This is a genomic window from Aquabacterium sp., assembly GCF_036279675.1.
Taxonomy (GTDB): Bacteria; Pseudomonadota; Gammaproteobacteria; order Burkholderiales; family Burkholderiaceae_C; genus Aquabacterium.
Window position 1 is genome coordinate 1 of record NZ_DASUIS010000074.1, and the last position, 16,753, is coordinate 16,753.

Consider the following 16,753-nt stretch of genomic DNA (forward strand, 5'->3'; position numbering starts at 1 on the left):
TTGGCGCCGGCATCGGCGGCCTGCCCATGGCCTTCGAGATGAAAGAGAACGCGCGACCGGAAGACACGGTCACCGTCATCTCCAATACCCCCACCTTCCACTTCGTCCCGTCCAACCCCTGGGTCGCTGTGGACTGGCGCGACCGCGACGAGATCGAGTTGCCGATCGCACCGATCCTGGAAAAAAAAGGAGTGGCCTTCATACCCGTGGGTGCCAAACGGGTGCATCCCGAATGCAATGAGGTCGAGCTGGCGGATGATCGGCGCATTCCCTACGACTACCTGGTCATCGCCACCGGCCCCAAACTCGCCTTTGATGAAATCGAGGGGCTCGGGCCACAAGGGCACACACAGTCCATCTGTCACGTCGACCACGCGGAACATGCCCGGGAAGCCTGGGCAGCCTTTGTGCAGGATCCGGGCCCCATCGTTGTAGGTGCCGTCCAGGGGGCATCGTGCTTCGGCCCTGCCTACGAGTACGCCATGATCATGGAAACCGATCTGCGCCGCCGCAAGATCCGCGACAAGGTCCCCATGACTTTCGTGACCTCCGAGCCCTACATCGGGCACCTGGGCCTGGGAGGCGTGGGTGACTCCAAGAGCATGATGGAGTCCATTTTCCGCGACAAGTCCGTTCGCTGGATCTGCAATGCCAAGGTCAGCAAGGTCGAAGCCGGCACCATGCACGTGATCGAGCACGACGACGACGGCAAGCCCAAGAAGGAGCATGCCCTGCCCTTCAAATACTCGATGATGCTGCCGGCCTTCAAAGGTGTGGATGCCATATTGGGTGTCGATGGCCTGGTCAATCCACGTGGCTTCGTGCTGATCGACGAGCATCAGCGCAACCCACGTTATCCCAACGTGTTTGCAGTCGGTGTGTGCGTGGCCATCACGCCCCCCGAGCCCACGCCCGTCCCGACGGGGATCCCGAAAACGGGCTACATGATTGAATCCATGGTCACGGCCACCGCACACAACATACGAGCCCTGCTGGACGGTACCCCACCCACGCAAAAAGCCACCTGGAACGCCGTCTGTCTGGCCGACTTCGGAGACCGTGGCGCCGCGTTTGTGGCGCTACCCCAGATTCCACCGCGCAATGTGAACTGGTTCAGTGAGGGCTACTGGGTGCACCTCGCGAAGATCGCCTTCGAGAAGTACTTCATGCGCAAGATGAAAAAAGGCACCTCCGAGCCCATCTATGAGCGCATGGTGATGAAAGCCATGGGCATCATGAAGCTCAAAGACCATTGAGGAAGCCCCAATACCACCGGTTCCAGGGCCATGGCCATGCCAAAGTTTGGGCACAATGAGAGGCAGACATCCTTCATGAGCCCTCGCCGGACAACACACACCATGGCCGCCCTGGACAACGACAAAAGCCGCACCGACATCCTCAACCGCCTCAAGCGTGCGGAAGGGCAACTGCGTGGCATCCAGCGCATGATCGAAGAAGGCGAAGGTTGCCTGGCCATCGCCACCCAGATGGCGGCCGTGCGCAAAGCCCTGGACAGCACCTATGTGCGCATGACCGTGTGCTTCATGGAGCAGCAACTGCAGGCCAAGCTGGGCACCGATACGCATGACTCGGCTGCCATGGGCGAGATGTTCGAGGACATCGAAACCCTGCTGGGCAAGATCCGCTGAACCGCCTCAGCGCTGTGGCAAGGTCGCCTTGCTGAAGCGCCACCACAGCACGCCGCCCACGAGGATCATGGGCAAGCTGAGCCACTGCCCCATGCTCAATCCCATGCTGAGCAGGCCCAGAAAATCATCCGGCTCGCGCGTGAACTCGACTGCAAACCGCGCCAGGCCATATGCCATCATGAACAAGGCGGTGGCCTGTCCGACCGGGCGAGGTTTGCGCGTGAACAACCACATCACGGTGAACAGCAGCACGCCTTCCAGCACGAACTCGTAGAGCTGCGACGGATGGCGCGCCAGACCGTCATGCGCGCGCGGGAACACCATGGCCCAGGGCAGGTCGGGGCCAGCCTCACGCCCCCACAACTCACCATTGATGAAGTTGCCGATGCGCCCGGCAGCCAGCCCCAGCGGCACCAGCGGCACCACGAAATCGAACAGGCGCAGGTAGGACACCTTGTTGCGCACGGCAAAGAGCCAACCGGCGATCACCACGCCCAGGAAGCCCCCGTGGAAGGACATGCCCCCCTGCCCCACCTGCAAGATCTCCATGGGGTGGCCCAGGAAATAGCTCGGCTTGTAGAACAGCACATAGCCCAGGCGCCCGCCCAGAACAACGCCCAGCGCGCCGTAAAGCAGGAAGTTGTCAACCTGGATCTCGGAGATCGGCGCGAGCCCCTGCCGGACGCGCAAGCGCCCCAGCAACAGGAACAGGATGAAGCCCACCATGTACATCAGGCCGTACCAGTGGACTTTCAAAAAGCCCAGATTCAGCGCAATGGGATCGAACTGTGGATGAACCAGCATGGCGGGCAGCGGCCTTGGCTTCAGGGTGCGTTACTTGAACAGCTTGCGGATGTGCTGCCAGATGTTCAGGAAGAAGCCTGACTTCTCGACGGGCTGCAGTGCCACCAGGTTCTGCTCGCCATAAGGCTTGCCATCGATCGTGGCCAGCACCTTGCCCACCACGGCGCCCTGGGCGACCGGCGCCTTGATCTCGGAATTGAGTTGCACCGCAGTCTTGATTTGCCCGGCCTGGCCACGTGGCACCATCACGTTCCAGTCCGCCACGAGGCCAACCGGCACCACATCGGCCTTGCCGAACTGCACCGGCGCAGAAGCCAGTGCCGCACCGCCAGTCACGGCCTTGGCTTTCTCGAACGAGCTGAAGCCCCAGTTGAACAAGGCGCGGGTCTGATCGGCACGGTCCTGCATGGAACTGGTGCCCATGACGACCGAGATCAAACGCATGCCATTGCGCTTGGAAGACGCCGTCAGGCAGTAACCGGCATCCTCGGTGTGACCCGTTTTCAGGCCATCCACCGTCGGGTCGGTGTACAAGAGGGCATTGCGGTTGCCCTGCTTGATGCCGTTGAACTTGAAGTCCTTTTCGGCGTAGATGGCGTAGTAGTCCGAGCTGTCGCGGATGATGGCGCGCGCCAGAATGGCCAGATCACGCGCCGAAGCCTTGTGTGTGGGCGCGGGCAGACCCGTGGCGTTTTCGAAATGGGTGTTGCTCATGCCCAGGCGTTTGGCCTCGGCATTCATGGTCTGGGCAAAAGCGGGCTCGGAACCGCCCAGGTGCTCGGCCACCGCCTTCGAGGCGTCGTTGCCGGACTGGATGATGATGCCGCGCAGCATGTCCATCACGGACGCCGAACCGTTGAGCGGCAGGTACATGCAGGACTCGGTGCTGGAGCCGCGGCACCAGGCGTTCAGGCTCACGCGAATCTGATCCGTGGGCTTGAGTCGGCCCGACTTCAAGGACTGCTCGACGATGTAGCTGGTCATCATCTTGGTCAGCGAAGCGGGCGGCAAAGGCACATCCGGGTTCGACGACGCCAGGATCTGACCGGTATCGAACTCCATCAGCACATAGGCCTTGTTGGTCAGGGCGGGCGGCGGAGAGATCTCCACGGCCAGGGCAGACGCGGCCAGGCTCAGCAAAACGGCGCCAGCGCCAAGTGCGAGAGAGAAACGACGATGTGGTTGTGTAGCAATCATGGGCAGAGGAATTGGGGGGCAGGCCCGCTGTTGGCCCGCGCGCCCCGCATTATCAGCCCGTATGGTGCCCAGTCGCCCTTGACCCCATTAACTGTCTGTAAAGACGCTGTCTTGAGCTCTGCCTACGTTCTGATCAGTGGATGCACGGGCGGAATCGTGGCCGCCATCAATTGCAGCCGCCCGGTGATCACGCCGCGCAAGGTGCTCATGGCATCCGAGATGGCCTGCAGACGCGACGCCGGCCCCTGCACGAGCACCACTTCCAGCATCTGCTTGTCCATCAGGTGGACGTGCAGCGAGCTGATGACCTCGTCAATGTGCTCGCACTGCAGGTCAGCCAGCTGCTTTTGCAGCCCTTTGACGGAGCGGTCATACAGCAGCGTGATCGTGCCCATCATCACCTGCTCCCCCAGCTGGCGCTTGTGCTCCAGCAACTGGTCGTTGATCATCGCGCCGATAGCCTGAGAACGGCTCTCGAAGCCACGGCGGGCCACCATCACGTCCAGCTCCTGCAGCAGGTCCTCCGGCATCGAGATGCTGATACGGGTGACCTGGCTGCTGGCGCGGCCGTCAGAGGGGGAGGCAGGTGTATCGTCCATGGCGTCAGAACATGTGGCTGTAGCGTTCGATTTCCCACTGGCTGACCGAGAGGTGATAGGCCTCCCACTCCTGGGTCTTGTAGGTGATGAACTCGTCGCGCAGTGCCTTGCCCAGCGTGCGCTCCACCAGCGGATCGGCCGCAAAGGCCTGCACGGCCTCCTGCAAGGTCTGGGGCAGGAACTCGATGCCGCGCTCCCGGCGCTGCGCATCACTCAACTCGTACAGGTTGTCTTCGTTGGGCTCGCCCGGGTTCAGGCCTTCGCGGATGCCTTCCAGCCCAGCGGCCAAAGCCAGTGCGGCAGCCAGATACGGGTTGACGGCGCCGTCCGCATTGCGTGATTCACACCGCCCGCCCCCAGCCGGGATGCGGACAGAGTTCGTGCGGTTGTTGGAGCCATAAGAGTTGAACACCGGCGCCCATGAGAAGTAACTCATGGCGCCGCGGCGCACCAGGCGTTTGTAGCTGTTGACCGTGGGCGCAAACACGGCGCAAAGCGCGCGGCCATGTTTGAGGATGCCGGCCACGAACTGATAGCCCAGTGGCGTAAGGCCGATGCCGCGGGGGTCGTCCTTCGGATCGCAGGCAAACAGGTTTTTGCCCGTTTTCAGGTCATACAAGGACATGTTGAAGTGCGCGCCATTGCCGGTCTTGTTGGCAAAGGGCTTGGGCATCATGGTGGCCAGCAGGCCCTCTTCTTCGGCGTAATGCTTGGCCATCATGCGGAAGAAGGTCAGGCGATCGCAGGTGGTCAGCACATCGGCAAAGTTGAAGTCGAACTCGAACTGGCCATTGGCGTCTTCATGGTCAAACGAGTACAGATCCCAGCCCAGGTCGTTGATGCAGGTGGCCACTTTGTCGAGCCAGCTGAAGTTGTCCACGAAGCCTTTGACGTCATAACAGGGCTTGACCAGCTTGTCGTCGGCATGCGGCACGGCCAGCGTGCCATCGGCCTCCTTCTTGAGCAGGAAGATCTCGCACTCGATGCCCAGGTTCATGCCGAAGCCCATCTTCGCTGCCTCGGCCATCACGTTTTGCAGCGCCACGCGGGTGCTCAAGGGATAGGGCTCACCCTTGAAATGGTTGTCCGCCGGCATCCAGGCGATCTTGGGCTCCCACGGCAACTGAACGATGTGATTCAGATCGGGCACCGAGGTGAGTTCGTCTTCGTTAGGCGCCTGGCCCAGGCCATCGAGTGCATAGCCGGTGTAGCGCTCCGAACCCGCCGCCATTTGCGGCAGGTGGTCAATGGGCACCACCTTGGCTTTCTGGATGCCATGGATGTCCACGTAAGCGCCAATGCAGTACTTCACGCCCTTGGTCTTGAGGGACTGCTGGATGGCGGTGACTTCTTCGGGGGAATGCATCTTCCAAACTCCATCGACGAGATCCGGCCCCGGGATGGGGGCACATACCGTGTGGTGTCGTCAGCCCACGCGGTCGAAAAACGATTGCGCCAACGGCGGGGTCTGGCTCATGCCGCGCTGGATCAGCGCCGACAGGTCTTCCACCATCCACTCAAAGCCCTGGCGGCCTTTTTCGGCCGTGGCCAGGCTGGGGAAACCTGTGACGCCATTGAGGCTGGTGCGGTTGACCGGATGCGCGAACACCTGCCCCTCGGTGCGGTCAGGGTCATCAGCAGCTGTCAGCAGATCGGGGCGCACCATCTCGGGCGCCAGGGCCAGCATCAGCGAGGTCTCCGCATCGTTGGCATGCCAGTCTTCGGCATCCGCGAAATGGAACTGCCTCACACGCTCGCTGATCTGCGGCGAGTTGATCACGGCCACCATCAGGTCATCGTGCTCGGCGCGCAGCATCTCCAGCGCGCAACGCAGTGGCGCCGCATTGGTCACATGCGTGTTGACGATGAACAGGCGGCGCACACCGCTGTGATAAGCCCCGTCACCAATCTGCTTGACCAGTTCGATCAGGGTAATGGGTTGCACAGGAATCGTGCCCGGCCAGCGCCGGCTATGGCCCAAAGAGCAGCCATACGGCAAGGTGGGCAACATGGGCACACCTGTGCGTTCGGCGACGGCCTTGCACAGCACATCGGCGATCACGGCGTCCATGCCGCAACCCATGTGTGGCCCGTGCTGTTCCGTCGCGCCCACCGGCAGGATGGCCGATTGCTGCGCCGCACCCAGTGCATCGGGCAGTTCAGCCCAGGTGAGTTGTGACCATGCCATGGCGTGCCCTCATTCCACGTTGTCGGACACGTCCGTCAGGCGGATCACATTGAGCATGACGTCGTCATCCTCGCTGTGTTCGGCCTGCGCTGAAGGTGGGTGAATCAAGGTCTCCAGGCGCGCCTTGGTCGCCTGGAACTCGGGGCTGGCGATCTGCATGGCCGAACGTGGCCGGGGCACGGGCACCTCGATCAGTTCCTGCACCGCGCCTGGATGTGCCTTGAGCACCAGGATGCGATCGGCCAGAAAAATGGCCTCATCCAGATCGTGCGTGATGAACAGGATCGTGATGTCGATGTTCTTCCAGATCTCCAGCAGGTGGTTCTGCATCCTGGCGCGGGTCTGGGCATCGAGCGCACCGAAGGGCTCGTCCATCAACAGGATGCGAGGCTGATTGGCCAGCGCGCGGGCAATGGCCACACGCTGCTTCATGCCGCCTGACAGCTGATGCGGATAGGCATCGGCAAACTTGCTCAGGCCCACCAGTTCCAGCCATTGGCGCGCCTGGGATTCGGCCTCGTTGCGGCCCGCATCGTTCATCTCCAGGCCAAACATGACGTTCTTCTTGACCGTCAGCCACGGGAACAGGGTGTAACCCTGGAAGACCATGCCACGGTCTCGCCCCGGGCCGTTGACCGGCTTGCCATCCAGCAGCACCTCGCCCGAGGTGTGCGACTCCAGCCCCGCAAGGATGCGGATCAAGGTGGACTTGCCGCAACCTGAGGGTCCGATCACGCACACGAACTCACGCCGGTGCGTCTTGAAGTTGATGTTGTCCAGCGCGGTCACCGGGCCCTGGTGCGAGTCATAGGTCTTGCCCAGGCCTTTGACTTCCAGGATGACTTCACGCTGCTTGAGCTTGTCAAAGCGTGCCCGCACCGCATCGGACTGATCCAGATAGGAAACCGTCGATTCACTCATGTGGATGTGCCTCAGTGCTTGCCTTGCGAGCGGTCCCAGGGGAAGAGCCGGCGGCCCAGCCAGGCCAGCGCCAGATCGATACCCAGGCCGATGATCCCGATCATCGCGATGGCCGCGTACACGTTCTCGAAGTGCTGGTAGCGCGCCTGCTGCGTGATGAAGAAGGTGATGCCGGAGCTGGTGCCAATGAGCTCGGCCACGATCAGGTAGGTCCAGGCCCAGCCCAGCAACACGCGTTGATCGCGGTACAGATCCGGCAGGATGCCGGGTACCACCACACGAGAGATCAGGCGCCAACGTTTGGTGCCCAGCGTCATCGCGGCTTCCAGCAAGGCGAAATCCAGCTTGCGTGTGGTGTTGGAGATCACCAGCACCTGCTGGAAGAAGGTGCCGATCACGATGATCGCGATCTTCGGGCCATCGTGGATACCCAGGATCGCCACCGCCAGTGCGCCGAACGCCGGCGCTGGCAGATAGCGAAAGAACTCGATGAAGGGCTCGTTGAGCCGGGCGATGCTGCTGTAGGTGCCGCACACGATGCCCAATGGCACGCCGATGAGCGACGACAGCAGAAAGCCCCAGAAGATGATCTGGATGCTGCTCCACAGGCTTTCATGCAGCCAGGGCGCATCCTTCTGTTCGGGGGCGGTGGTGAACGCGGTGTAGAACGCCTTCACCACCTCGTGTGGCGCAGGCAGGTAGACCGGGTTGGCCGGCTCGCCCGATGGCAAGGGCTTGCCGGCATCCTTCATGGCCTGCCACTCGTCGTGGAAGATGTCCTTGTCGACACGCATGCCGACCTGGAAGTAATCCACCTCACCGGGTTGCGTGACGAGCACCTGCGGATGCCACAGGAACGGCAGATAGCTCACCGCGCTCCACAGCAACAGCGGCAGGAGGAAGGAGCCGATGCCCAGCATCAGCTTGCGACGCGGCGACAAAGCCGCGCGCACGGCGAACCAACCGGTCTGACTCATGACAGGTCAACCTCAGTGAGCGGTGGCAGGACGCGCCTTACTTGGCCGCGGCGTTCGTCAGGCTGGGGTCGATGTAGCTGTCCACCTTCTGGGCTTCCTTGTAGACGGCGTTCTTGACATTGAAGTCATCGGCAATCTTGGTGGAGCCATACAGGGACTTGAAGCCATCGGCCTTGACCATGACCTTCTTGCCCTCGCTCAGCGACAGCAGCTTGGTGCCCTTGAGGAACTGCAGGTAGGCATCGGGGGCCACGCCCACGCGCGCCGCCATGATCTTCACGGCATCAGGCTGGGTCTTGGGGTCGGAAATGTAGCTCACCACCTTGTCCCACACGCCCACTACCTTCTGCCATTCGGCCTTGTGCGCAGCCAGGCTGGTCGGGCTGACGGTCAGCACGTCGTAGATCAGGCCGGGCTCGTCCGCCGAGGTCAGCAAGGGCTTGGCACCCGGCGCACCCTTGATCGCCTGGCCAGCGATCGGCTGCCAGGCGCCCACAGCAGCCACATCACCGGAGGCGAGCACCTGTGGCATCTCATTGGTCTTGGCATTGACCAGGGTGACGTCGGACTCCTTCAGGCCAGCCTTCTTCAGGCCATTGAGCAGCAGCAGGTGTTCGACCAGCCCCACTTCCACGGCTACTTTCTTGCCCTTGAGGTCCTTGAGCGACTTGATGCCGGGCTTGCCGATGATCATGTCATTGCCATTGGAATAGTCGGTCAGCATGATCATCACGCCCTTGCCGCCGCCTGCGCCCGTGACGAGCGTGTCCCCGTTGGTCATGGTGACCGCGTCAATCTTGCCGGCTGCAAATGCGTCCATGGAAGCCGAGTAATCGAACCACTCGAACTTGACGTCCACGCCCGCCTGCTTGAACCAGCCCTTGTCGATCGCCACCTGCCAGGCCACCCAGCCCGGCCAGTCGCTGTAGCCGATCTTCAGGGGCTGAGCGGACCATCCCGCCTGTGTGCCCACGAGTGTTGCGGCGATGGCGAAAGCCTTGAAACCGCCCATCAAACGCTGTACTGCTGCCGTTGTGTTCATCATCTGGCCCATTCACGGTTATTACGGGTTGAACAATTGGTAATACCGAACAGGAGATAGCAGCATGTGTGCCAGGGCCTTTTCGCTGCACTGGTGCACGTCAAACCACGTGAATTGACGTTCTGCGCCGGCATGGGCCCGCAGATGTGCCAGGTCAGTGCATGCGAAAGCACTCATAGACGCTCACAGTGGTGCACGCACCAAAAACAAAGGGCCCCAGGTGGGGCCCTCATCGTGAAGCGGCAAAACACCGATCACTTCATCTTGCAAGTCGAGATGCCAAATGGCAGGTAGGCCGGGCACCAGCCCGACAGGCCGGTGGCGATCGGCACCAGGCCGATCCAGCCCCACACACCCACCGTACCAGTAGCCGCCAGGGCCACCAGTGTCACACCAGCCGTGATGCGGGCTGCACGATCAAGTCCACCAACGTTCGCTTTCATACTCATCTCCTGTTCAACAAAAAAAATCAAACTGCAGCCGCTCGGGCCGACGACAGTGCATCCCAGGCCTCCTGGGCGCTCAGATGGTGTCGACCGGCGAATCTGGCATCGAAGCCCGCTGCTTTCAACCTGTCCATGACAAACCCCTTGACCTCGGCCAGATGCAGCGTCTTGCCCTGATCGGCCAGCGCCTTGTCCAGGTCGATCAGGGCCTGCACCGCCGTATGGTCGATGTGATTGACTGCAGACAGCAGCAAGACCACGTGATTCACTGTGCCTTGGCCACCTGATCGCCCGTGCACCAGTTCGCACAACTTGAGTTCGACTCGCTGGATGTTCGTGAAGTCCAGGCTCTCGTCCACTCGGACCATCACCGTATCCGGCAGGGTGTCAACCTCGTACCTGGCCACATTGCGGTAGTGCGCCGTGCCAGGCAGGCGCCCTACTTCCGCCACGTGAGGCTGGCTGTGACGCCAGACCATCGCCGCCAGCGACCACGCCAGCCCCAGCATCAACCCCGACTCGAACCCGATCAACAGGACGCCGGCCGCCGTGCTGATGAAGGCGCCGGCATCTGCGCGGTCATAGCGCCAGGCCGCCTTCAGGGATTGCCACTCCACCAGGCCCGCGATGGCATAGATGATGACCGCTGCCAGTGCGGCCTTGGGTAACCACGCCAGCCAGGGCATCAACAGCAGCAGCATGGCTGCCAGCAAGGCGGCACTGATGACACCCGCCAGCGGGCTTCGTGCACCTGCAGCCTCGTTCACCGCAGATCTGGACAAGCCGCCTGATACCGGCATGCCACCCAGCAGCGTGCTCCCCAGATTGGCCAGGCCCAGCCCCAGCAACTCTCGGTCGGCATCCACCCGTTCACCGTGCTTGAGCGCAAAGGTCTGCGCCACCGACATGCTGCTGACAAAACCGACCAGCGCCAGCAGCATGGTGGGCATCAACAACGCGCGCAGGCCCGCACCCTGCGACGCCAGCGTCGTGATGTCGGCGTTGAAGGACAGGGCGCCGCTCAAGGACACGGCCCCCACCAGCGCAGGCGGGGCCAAGCCCCAGACAGACGCCTGACTGGCCAGCCAGGCGACGCCCACCAACACCCACACAGGCCCGAGCCGCTCCTGGATGGCCACCGTGGTGGCACTGGCACCGGCTACGCGCCCCACTGCCCTGACCAGCGGCCCCAACAGTGTCAACATGATCAGCGCACCCAGGCCGGCCAGGGCATCGCCCACATGCAGGGGCTCGCGCGCCACGAGCCGCAGCCACGCACCATGCAGCATGTCTGGCAGCGTGGCGCCCCAGGCACCCAAGCCGAGCAAAGGCGCAATCTGGCCCAACAGGATCAACAAGGCCGAGGCTGCCGTGAACCCCTGCACCACCGGCCTGCTCAACAATTGCGACAGAAAGCCCATGCGCAACACGCCCATGAGCAACATCAGCGCGGCACAACCCAAGGCCATCACCCCCGCCATGGCGATGTAGTCTGCCGAACCTGCCCGAGCCAGCGGCGCCAGCGCCTGCGCCACCATCAAGGAGGTGATGGCACCCGGGCCGACCGACATCGCCGAACTGCTGCCAACCAGGGCGTACAGCAACAGGGGCAGCAAACTCGCCAGCAGGCCAGCCTGTGGCGGCAAGCCCGCCAGCATCGCGTATGCCAGGCTTTGCGGCACCAGCATCACGGCCACCACCAGGCCCGCGGTCAGATCACCATGCAGCCACTCGCGCCGCCACTGCCGCATCCACGGCGCAGGCCAGGCCCAGGGCACCTCCGTGCCGGGCAATGTGCGCCGCGACATGCTCATGAATCAGCCTGCCTTGCCAACCTGGCCACCGCAGGCCTGGAACAAAGCGCTGGCACGCCCACCCGAACGGCAGAAACCCACGATCGGATGTGGCAACGCCGCGCATTGCTGTTGATAGGCTGCCACTTGCGCCTCGCTGATCATCAGGCTGGCCACAGGGAAATGCACATAGTGCATGCCATGCGCCTTGGCCTGCGCTTCGATTTGGGCGCTGGTCGGTTGATCCGGCCCGCCCTCACCATCCGGTCGGTTGTTGATGATGCTGCGAAAGCCCTTGCGGGCCAGTACGGCCACATCAGCCAGGCTGATCTGGCCGCACACCGTGAACTCCGGGCACAGGGGGTTGGTTGGCACGCTCAAGCTCATCACAGGTCCTTCACTTCATGGGTCAATGGAAACGGCATCAACAGGTGCGCCCCGGCAGGGCCGCTCCGCATATCCGGCTGTGCAGCACCTGCATGACCGCCGCAGCGTCTTCACTGACCAGACGGTAATAGATGTGCTTGCCCTCGCGGCGGGTGTCGACCAGGCCTTCTTGACGCAACACACCCAGTTGCTGCGACAGGCTGGGTTGACGGATGCCCAGATCGCTCTCCAGTTCGCTCACACAGAACTCACCTTGCGCCAGGCGGCACAACAGGACCAGGCGATCGGTATGGGCCATGACCTTCAACAAGGCACACGCCTTTTCGGCAGAGGCCTGCAAGGCCACCAGATCGATGTCAGTCACTTTCATACCTAATATTATGTTGACAGATATATTGTTTGTCAATAAAGTGAATCCAGTTGGCCACCATGGCCCCGTTCGCATCCATGAGGAAAGAAAGATGTCCGATCAGACCGTCAAGGTGACCCTGAACCAGCAGCAGGACTACCAGTTCCAGGTTGACTTCGAAGGTGGCGTGCCCGCCCTGCTGGCCGATGAACCACCGCCCCTCGGTCAGTCCAAGGGGCCTTCACCCGTGCAATTGCTGGCCGCCGCCGTGGGCAATTGCCTGTCGGATTCGCTCTTGTTTGCCTTGCGCAAGTTCAAGCAGGCGCCTGAACCCATCAGCTGTGAGGTGGTCGCCGAGGTGGGCCGGAACGCAGAAGGTCGCCTGCGGGTGCGCACCATCACCGCTAGGCTCAAGCTCGGCGTGCCTGCGGCACAACTGCAGCACCTGGACCGCGTGCTGGAACAGTTCGAGTCCTACTGCACCGTCACGCAAAGTGTGGGCCAAGGCATCCCGATCATGGTTCATGTGCGCGATGCCGATGACGTGATGCTCAAGTGAGCATCGGCCAGGCTCAGGCGGCGCGGCGCCAGACCCAGCGCGTGACCTGAGCAGGCCCTTGATGGAACGGGCCTTCGTCCAGCGTGACGCGCCCTTCCAGCCCTGTCAGCTCCACGCCGGCCACGCCACTGGCCAAGGCATCCTCCCGCAAGGCGGCCACGGTGTAGAGCATGTCCACATCCTTGGGGCCACCGCTGCTCAGCCCGACCTGCGTGGGATGGAAGGCCTCCAGAATCAGATGCCCACCAGGCTTCAAGGCCTGCAGCATCGCGGCATGGATCGCGGTTCTTTGTGATGATGGCAGGTGCACATAGATCAGCACCACGGCATCCACGGACGCGGCGGCCGGTACCCAGTCGCTCAGGTCCTTCTCCAGCGCCTCCAGGCGCACGCTGCGCTGCGCCGCCAATTTGCGCGCCTTGGCCAGGCCCACATCCGAGCAATCCACAGAGGTCACCATGTGCCCCTGCTCGGCCAGCCAGACGCCATTGCGCCCCTCGCCGTCGCCTGGCACCAGCACGCGGCTCCCTTTGGGAATCAGGCCCGCCTGCTCGCGCAGAAAGACATTGGGCTGCACACCGTACTTATAGGTGGTGTCGCCAAACTTTTGATTCCAGAACTCGCGCATGCTGCTGACCTCGTCTTGTTGCTTTGCCTGAAGTTTGCCTCATCCACGCCTGTGGGGCGACGCGTGCGAGCCGACACTTGCGTCAAAACAAAGCGGCCGTCGGGCCTGCAGCTTGCATGCATGTAGGATCAAGGGGCTGTATTCAACGCCCGACGAGTGTTCATGACCTCTGACATCGCCACCCACACCCGCTCGCCATCCTTTGTGCCCAAGGCCTTGCCCTCGGATGACCCTTTGCGCGAGGTGCTGCACAACGAGGTCCACGCCCGCCCGCCTGCCCGCATTCGGCTGCCTGCCCTGGTGGTGTACGTGGCGGTGCTGAACGAGGGCATCAGCCGCGAGCAGGAGTGGCAGCATCTGCAACAGCTCCCGGGCCAGGAGGCGCTGACGCTGGCGCAACTGCATGGCAACTTCCTGCGCCTGCGTTTTGCCAACCACACGCTCAAGTGGGAGCGTCACACCGAGTTCACCCGCTATTCGATCGTCCAGGCCTTGCCGGACCATGTTCTGCAAACGGGCGATGAAGCAGAGCTGCTGCGCTCCCTGGTTGTGGATCCATCCTGGCTGGCCGCCATCCCCGGGCGGACCGTGGCCGCCATCACCCTGGCGATGATCAACGGTGATGTGGACGACGTTGCAGCCATGCGCGCCACGGCCACACCGTGGTTCGAAGGGCGCGAAACCGTGGTGTCGCTGTTGGGCATCAAGCGTTCGTGCGTGTTCACGGACTTCCACCTGCGTGACAGCGGCTTCGAGCGCCTGCTGGTGGTGTCGCCCCCCAATACGTCGGAGCTCCGCTCGGGCCGTACGTCTCAACGCCTGCTGGAACTGGAGACCTATCGCTTGATGGCCCTGCGTGGCCTGCCGGTGGCCAAGGAGATCAGTGCGATGCTGACCGAATCGGAAGCGCAACTTGCCGTCATCACCGCTCGCATGGAAAGTGCCGAAGCGTCGGATCAGGACTTGCTGACTCAACTCATCCACCTGGCCGCGCGCGTTGAAAAAGCAACGTCGGAGCACATGTACCGGTTCTCTGCCACGCGCGCCTACGCCGGCCTGGTCGAGCAACGTATCGAGCAGTTGCGCGAAACCGCCATCCCTGGCACACAGATGGTGGGCGAGTTCCTGCTCAAGCGGCTGTCACCCGCCATGGCCACCGTGCAGGCCACGGCCCAGCGCCTGGGCTCGCTGTCCCAGCGCATCGAGCGCGCCAGCGCCTTGTTGCGCACGCGGGTAGACATCGCCACCGAAACGCAAAACCAGATGTTGCTGGAAAAGCTCACCAAGGGTCAGGAGCTGCAACTGAGGCTGCAAAGCACCGTGGAAGGCCTGTCGATCGCGGCCATCGCCTATTACGTGATCAGCCTGGTGCTGTACGGCGGCAAGGCGGCCAAAGCGGTGGGCTTGCCCGTCAACCCGGAGATGCTGGCCGGTGCCATGATTCCGCTGGTGCTGCTGGCGATCTGGTGGGGCATCCGGCAGATCCACAAGAAGCTGCACGCCGAGGGGCACTGAAGCCTCAATCCCACTTCCAGGTCCAGATGAAATCGACGGCGTTGTCATCACCGGCCTGGGCACGCACCGTGAAGCGCTGCGCCAGTCGGTAGATCAACTGCCAGTTGCCGCTGGTGGCGTTGAGGTTGCGCTCGTAGCCCACGTACCAGTATTTGGACACCTGCTTGCCCAGGTTGACCACGGTGTCGCGCGCGGTCGAGCCCGCACTTTCCGTTTGCCGCACCGACAACTCATCGAGCCCCAGCATCGCCACCAGATTGTCGGAAGGCGAACTGCCCTCACCCGACAACAAGGCCACGGCCGCGCTCTGCAGCAGGCCGATGTCCGCCCCGCCCAGGCCTGTGGGCCCTCGCCCCAGCACCAGCCAGGACAGCTTTTCCGTCTCGGACATCGAGGGATCCGAATACAGACGGATGCGAGGATCCTGGGCCGTTCCGGTGATGTTGACGCCCACCTTCACATCGCTGGCGGAAGCCGTGGGTGACTGTGGCCGCATGGCCAGGATGTCGAGTCGAGGGTTCTCGATCGCGCCGGTGAACACCACGTCGCCACGCTCGATCACCAGCTTCTGCCCATAGGCTGCAAAGGTGCCGTTCTCGACATGCACGGTGCCATTGAGCGCGGGCCGGTTCGAAGGCGTCGTCAAACGCAGCTTGCCGGCCAGATAGGCATCCAGCCCCTTGCCTTTGAGCTTGAGCTTGTGCCCCAGGTCCACGGCCACGTTGGCGCTGAGCTTGCGCTTGGCACCATTGCCGTTGCTGGTCGCCGCTGCCACTTCGGCCTGCTCTTCGGGGTCCTCGCCCGGTCGGTTCAGCACGTTGACATCGTCACCGATGGTCGGCGCGTCAGAGCGCGTGATGTCTATCAGCCCCTCGTCGACCTGCAACTGACCATCTACCTTGATGTCTTCGGCACCGAAGGCCGCCTGCGCTTCACCACTGATCACGACACGCCGGTCCACACGCTGAAGCAAAGCGAAGCGCTCGGCCTTGACCGACAAATGTGCCTGGGGCGACTCGCTCAGCAAAAGCTCGCCCTGGGCACCGATGCGACCACCTTGCGAACCTGATTGCGCCGTGAACTGCGTCAACCTGACGTGCTCGCCGGCGAGGTCCACCTGCAACTGCCCGTCGGTCAGGTTGATGCCCATCAGCGCCTGGCCCAGCCCCAGGCTCTGACCTGTGATCTGCCCCGTGTAGTGCGGCACGCCCAGCGTGCCACCGAGTTCGGCCTTGGCCTGCATCTGCCCCGTCAGGCGCCAGCCAGCCGGCACCCAGGTGCCCCAGGGGCGCAAATTGGCGATCTGCAGATCCAGTTGCCCGGACAAGGGGTCGCTTGCCTGGGGCAACACGTCGGCCGAACGCGCCTGCACCACCTGCCGCCCCTTGAGCACACCCAGCACACGGCCATCAAACTGTTGGGTCATGGTCCACACGCCATCGCGCGCCTGCAGCGCGACACGGGCGTCACGGATGCCCAGACGCTGCGTGCTGTTGCCCTGGATCGTGGGCTCGCTCAAGCTGAGGTCGCCCGACTGGCGTGCCACATAGGCATCCACCACCCAGGGCTGGCGGGCGCTGTGGTGCAGATCGACCCGGCCATGGAGCAACAGGTCCCCGCCCCATCCCGCCTGTGGTTGCCAGGACGTCAGCAAGGCAGGCAGATTCAAGGGATCCAGTTCGAGCGAGGCCTCGACCTC

General features: G+C 62.9%; 18 protein-coding genes. 4 read left to right on the forward strand and 14 right to left on the reverse strand.

Going from position 1 to position 16,753, the window contains the following annotated elements:
• The coding region (locus tag VFW93_RS09120; protein WP_329693685.1) for an FAD/NAD(P)-binding oxidoreductase at positions 1-1,256 on the forward strand (1,256 nt) is incomplete at its 5' end.
• 102 nt (positions 1,257-1,358) lie between these two features.
• The gene (locus VFW93_RS09125; RefSeq protein WP_329693686.1) at positions 1,359-1,649 is read left to right on the forward strand and encodes a metal-sensing transcriptional repressor; all 291 of its coding nucleotides are present in this window, start codon (positions 1,359-1,361) and stop codon (positions 1,647-1,649) included.
• A gap of 6 nt (positions 1,650-1,655) precedes the next feature.
• Here the strand turns inward: VFW93_RS09125 and lgt are convergent, their stop codons facing one another.
• The 12 genes from lgt to VFW93_RS09185 form a co-directional block, all read right to left on the reverse strand.
• Positions 1,656-2,453: a prolipoprotein diacylglyceryl transferase gene (gene lgt / locus VFW93_RS09130; protein WP_329693687.1), complete on the reverse strand. Its 798-nt coding sequence runs from the start codon at positions 2,451-2,453 to the stop codon at positions 1,656-1,658.
• A gap of 30 nt (positions 2,454-2,483) precedes the next feature.
• Entirely contained in the window at positions 2,484-3,650 is a 1,167-nt protein-coding gene (locus VFW93_RS09135; RefSeq protein ID WP_329693688.1) for a D-alanyl-D-alanine carboxypeptidase family protein, read from the reverse strand.
• A 122-nt stretch (positions 3,651-3,772) separates the two neighbouring features.
• Positions 3,773-4,249 carry a nickel-responsive transcriptional regulator NikR gene (nikR, locus tag VFW93_RS09140; RefSeq protein WP_329693689.1) on the reverse strand — a complete coding sequence of 159 codons (477 nt, stop codon included), beginning with the start codon at positions 4,247-4,249 and terminating at the stop codon, positions 3,773-3,775.
• 4 nt (positions 4,250-4,253) lie between these two features.
• Positions 4,254-5,615 carry a type III glutamate--ammonia ligase gene (glnT, locus tag VFW93_RS09145; RefSeq protein WP_329693690.1) on the reverse strand — a complete coding sequence of 454 codons (1,362 nt, stop codon included), beginning with the start codon at positions 5,613-5,615 and terminating at the stop codon, positions 4,254-4,256.
• A 60-nt stretch (positions 5,616-5,675) separates the two neighbouring features.
• On the reverse strand, positions 5,676-6,437 hold the full coding sequence (locus tag VFW93_RS09150) for a creatininase family protein (protein ID WP_329693691.1): 762 nt from the start codon (positions 6,435-6,437) through the stop codon (positions 5,676-5,678).
• 9 nt (positions 6,438-6,446) lie between these two features.
• Positions 6,447-7,364, reverse strand: a complete 918-nt coding sequence (locus tag VFW93_RS09155) for an ABC transporter ATP-binding protein (RefSeq protein ID WP_414639633.1) — start codon at positions 7,362-7,364, stop codon at positions 6,447-6,449.
• A gap of 5 nt (positions 7,365-7,369) precedes the next feature.
• A complete protein-coding gene (locus VFW93_RS09160) occupies positions 7,370-8,335 on the reverse strand; it encodes an ABC transporter permease (RefSeq protein ID WP_329693693.1) in 966 nt (321 codons plus the stop codon).
• 37 nt (positions 8,336-8,372) lie between these two features.
• On the reverse strand, positions 8,373-9,380 hold the full coding sequence (locus VFW93_RS09165; RefSeq protein WP_414639632.1) for an ABC transporter substrate-binding protein: 1,008 nt from the start codon (positions 9,378-9,380) through the stop codon (positions 8,373-8,375).
• A gap of 251 nt (positions 9,381-9,631) precedes the next feature.
• Positions 9,632-9,820, reverse strand: coding sequence for a DUF2892 domain-containing protein (locus tag VFW93_RS09170; RefSeq protein ID WP_329693694.1), 189 nt, complete (start codon positions 9,818-9,820; stop codon positions 9,632-9,634).
• 26 nt (positions 9,821-9,846) lie between these two features.
• Positions 9,847-11,637: a SulP family inorganic anion transporter gene (locus VFW93_RS09175; RefSeq protein ID WP_329693695.1), complete on the reverse strand. Its 1,791-nt coding sequence runs from the start codon at positions 11,635-11,637 to the stop codon at positions 9,847-9,849.
• 3 nt (positions 11,638-11,640) lie between these two features.
• The gene (locus VFW93_RS09180; protein WP_329693696.1) at positions 11,641-12,003 is read right to left on the reverse strand and encodes a TIGR01244 family sulfur transferase; all 363 of its coding nucleotides are present in this window, start codon (positions 12,001-12,003) and stop codon (positions 11,641-11,643) included.
• A 37-nt stretch (positions 12,004-12,040) separates the two neighbouring features.
• Positions 12,041-12,373 carry a metalloregulator ArsR/SmtB family transcription factor gene (locus VFW93_RS09185; RefSeq protein WP_329693697.1) on the reverse strand — a complete coding sequence of 111 codons (333 nt, stop codon included), beginning with the start codon at positions 12,371-12,373 and terminating at the stop codon, positions 12,041-12,043.
• Between the two features lie 91 nt (positions 12,374-12,464).
• On the opposite strand from VFW93_RS09185, the gene VFW93_RS09190 reads away from it, so the two are divergent.
• Positions 12,465-12,911, forward strand: coding sequence for an OsmC family protein (locus VFW93_RS09190; RefSeq protein WP_329693698.1), 447 nt, complete (start codon positions 12,465-12,467; stop codon positions 12,909-12,911).
• A 13-nt stretch (positions 12,912-12,924) separates the two neighbouring features.
• On the opposite strand, the gene VFW93_RS09195 is transcribed toward VFW93_RS09190, so the two are convergent.
• The gene (locus VFW93_RS09195) at positions 12,925-13,539 is read right to left on the reverse strand and encodes a class I SAM-dependent methyltransferase (protein ID WP_329693699.1); all 615 of its coding nucleotides are present in this window, start codon (positions 13,537-13,539) and stop codon (positions 12,925-12,927) included.
• Between the two features lie 162 nt (positions 13,540-13,701).
• Between VFW93_RS09195 and VFW93_RS09200 the strand changes: the two genes are divergently transcribed.
• On the forward strand, positions 13,702-15,054 hold the full coding sequence (locus tag VFW93_RS09200) for a DUF3422 domain-containing protein (protein WP_329693700.1): 1,353 nt from the start codon (positions 13,702-13,704) through the stop codon (positions 15,052-15,054).
• A gap of 4 nt (positions 15,055-15,058) precedes the next feature.
• On the opposite strand, the gene VFW93_RS09205 is transcribed toward VFW93_RS09200, so the two are convergent.
• Positions 15,059-16,753: translocation/assembly module TamB domain-containing protein (locus VFW93_RS09205; protein WP_329693701.1), on the reverse strand; the 1,695-nt coding region annotated here is incomplete at its 5' end.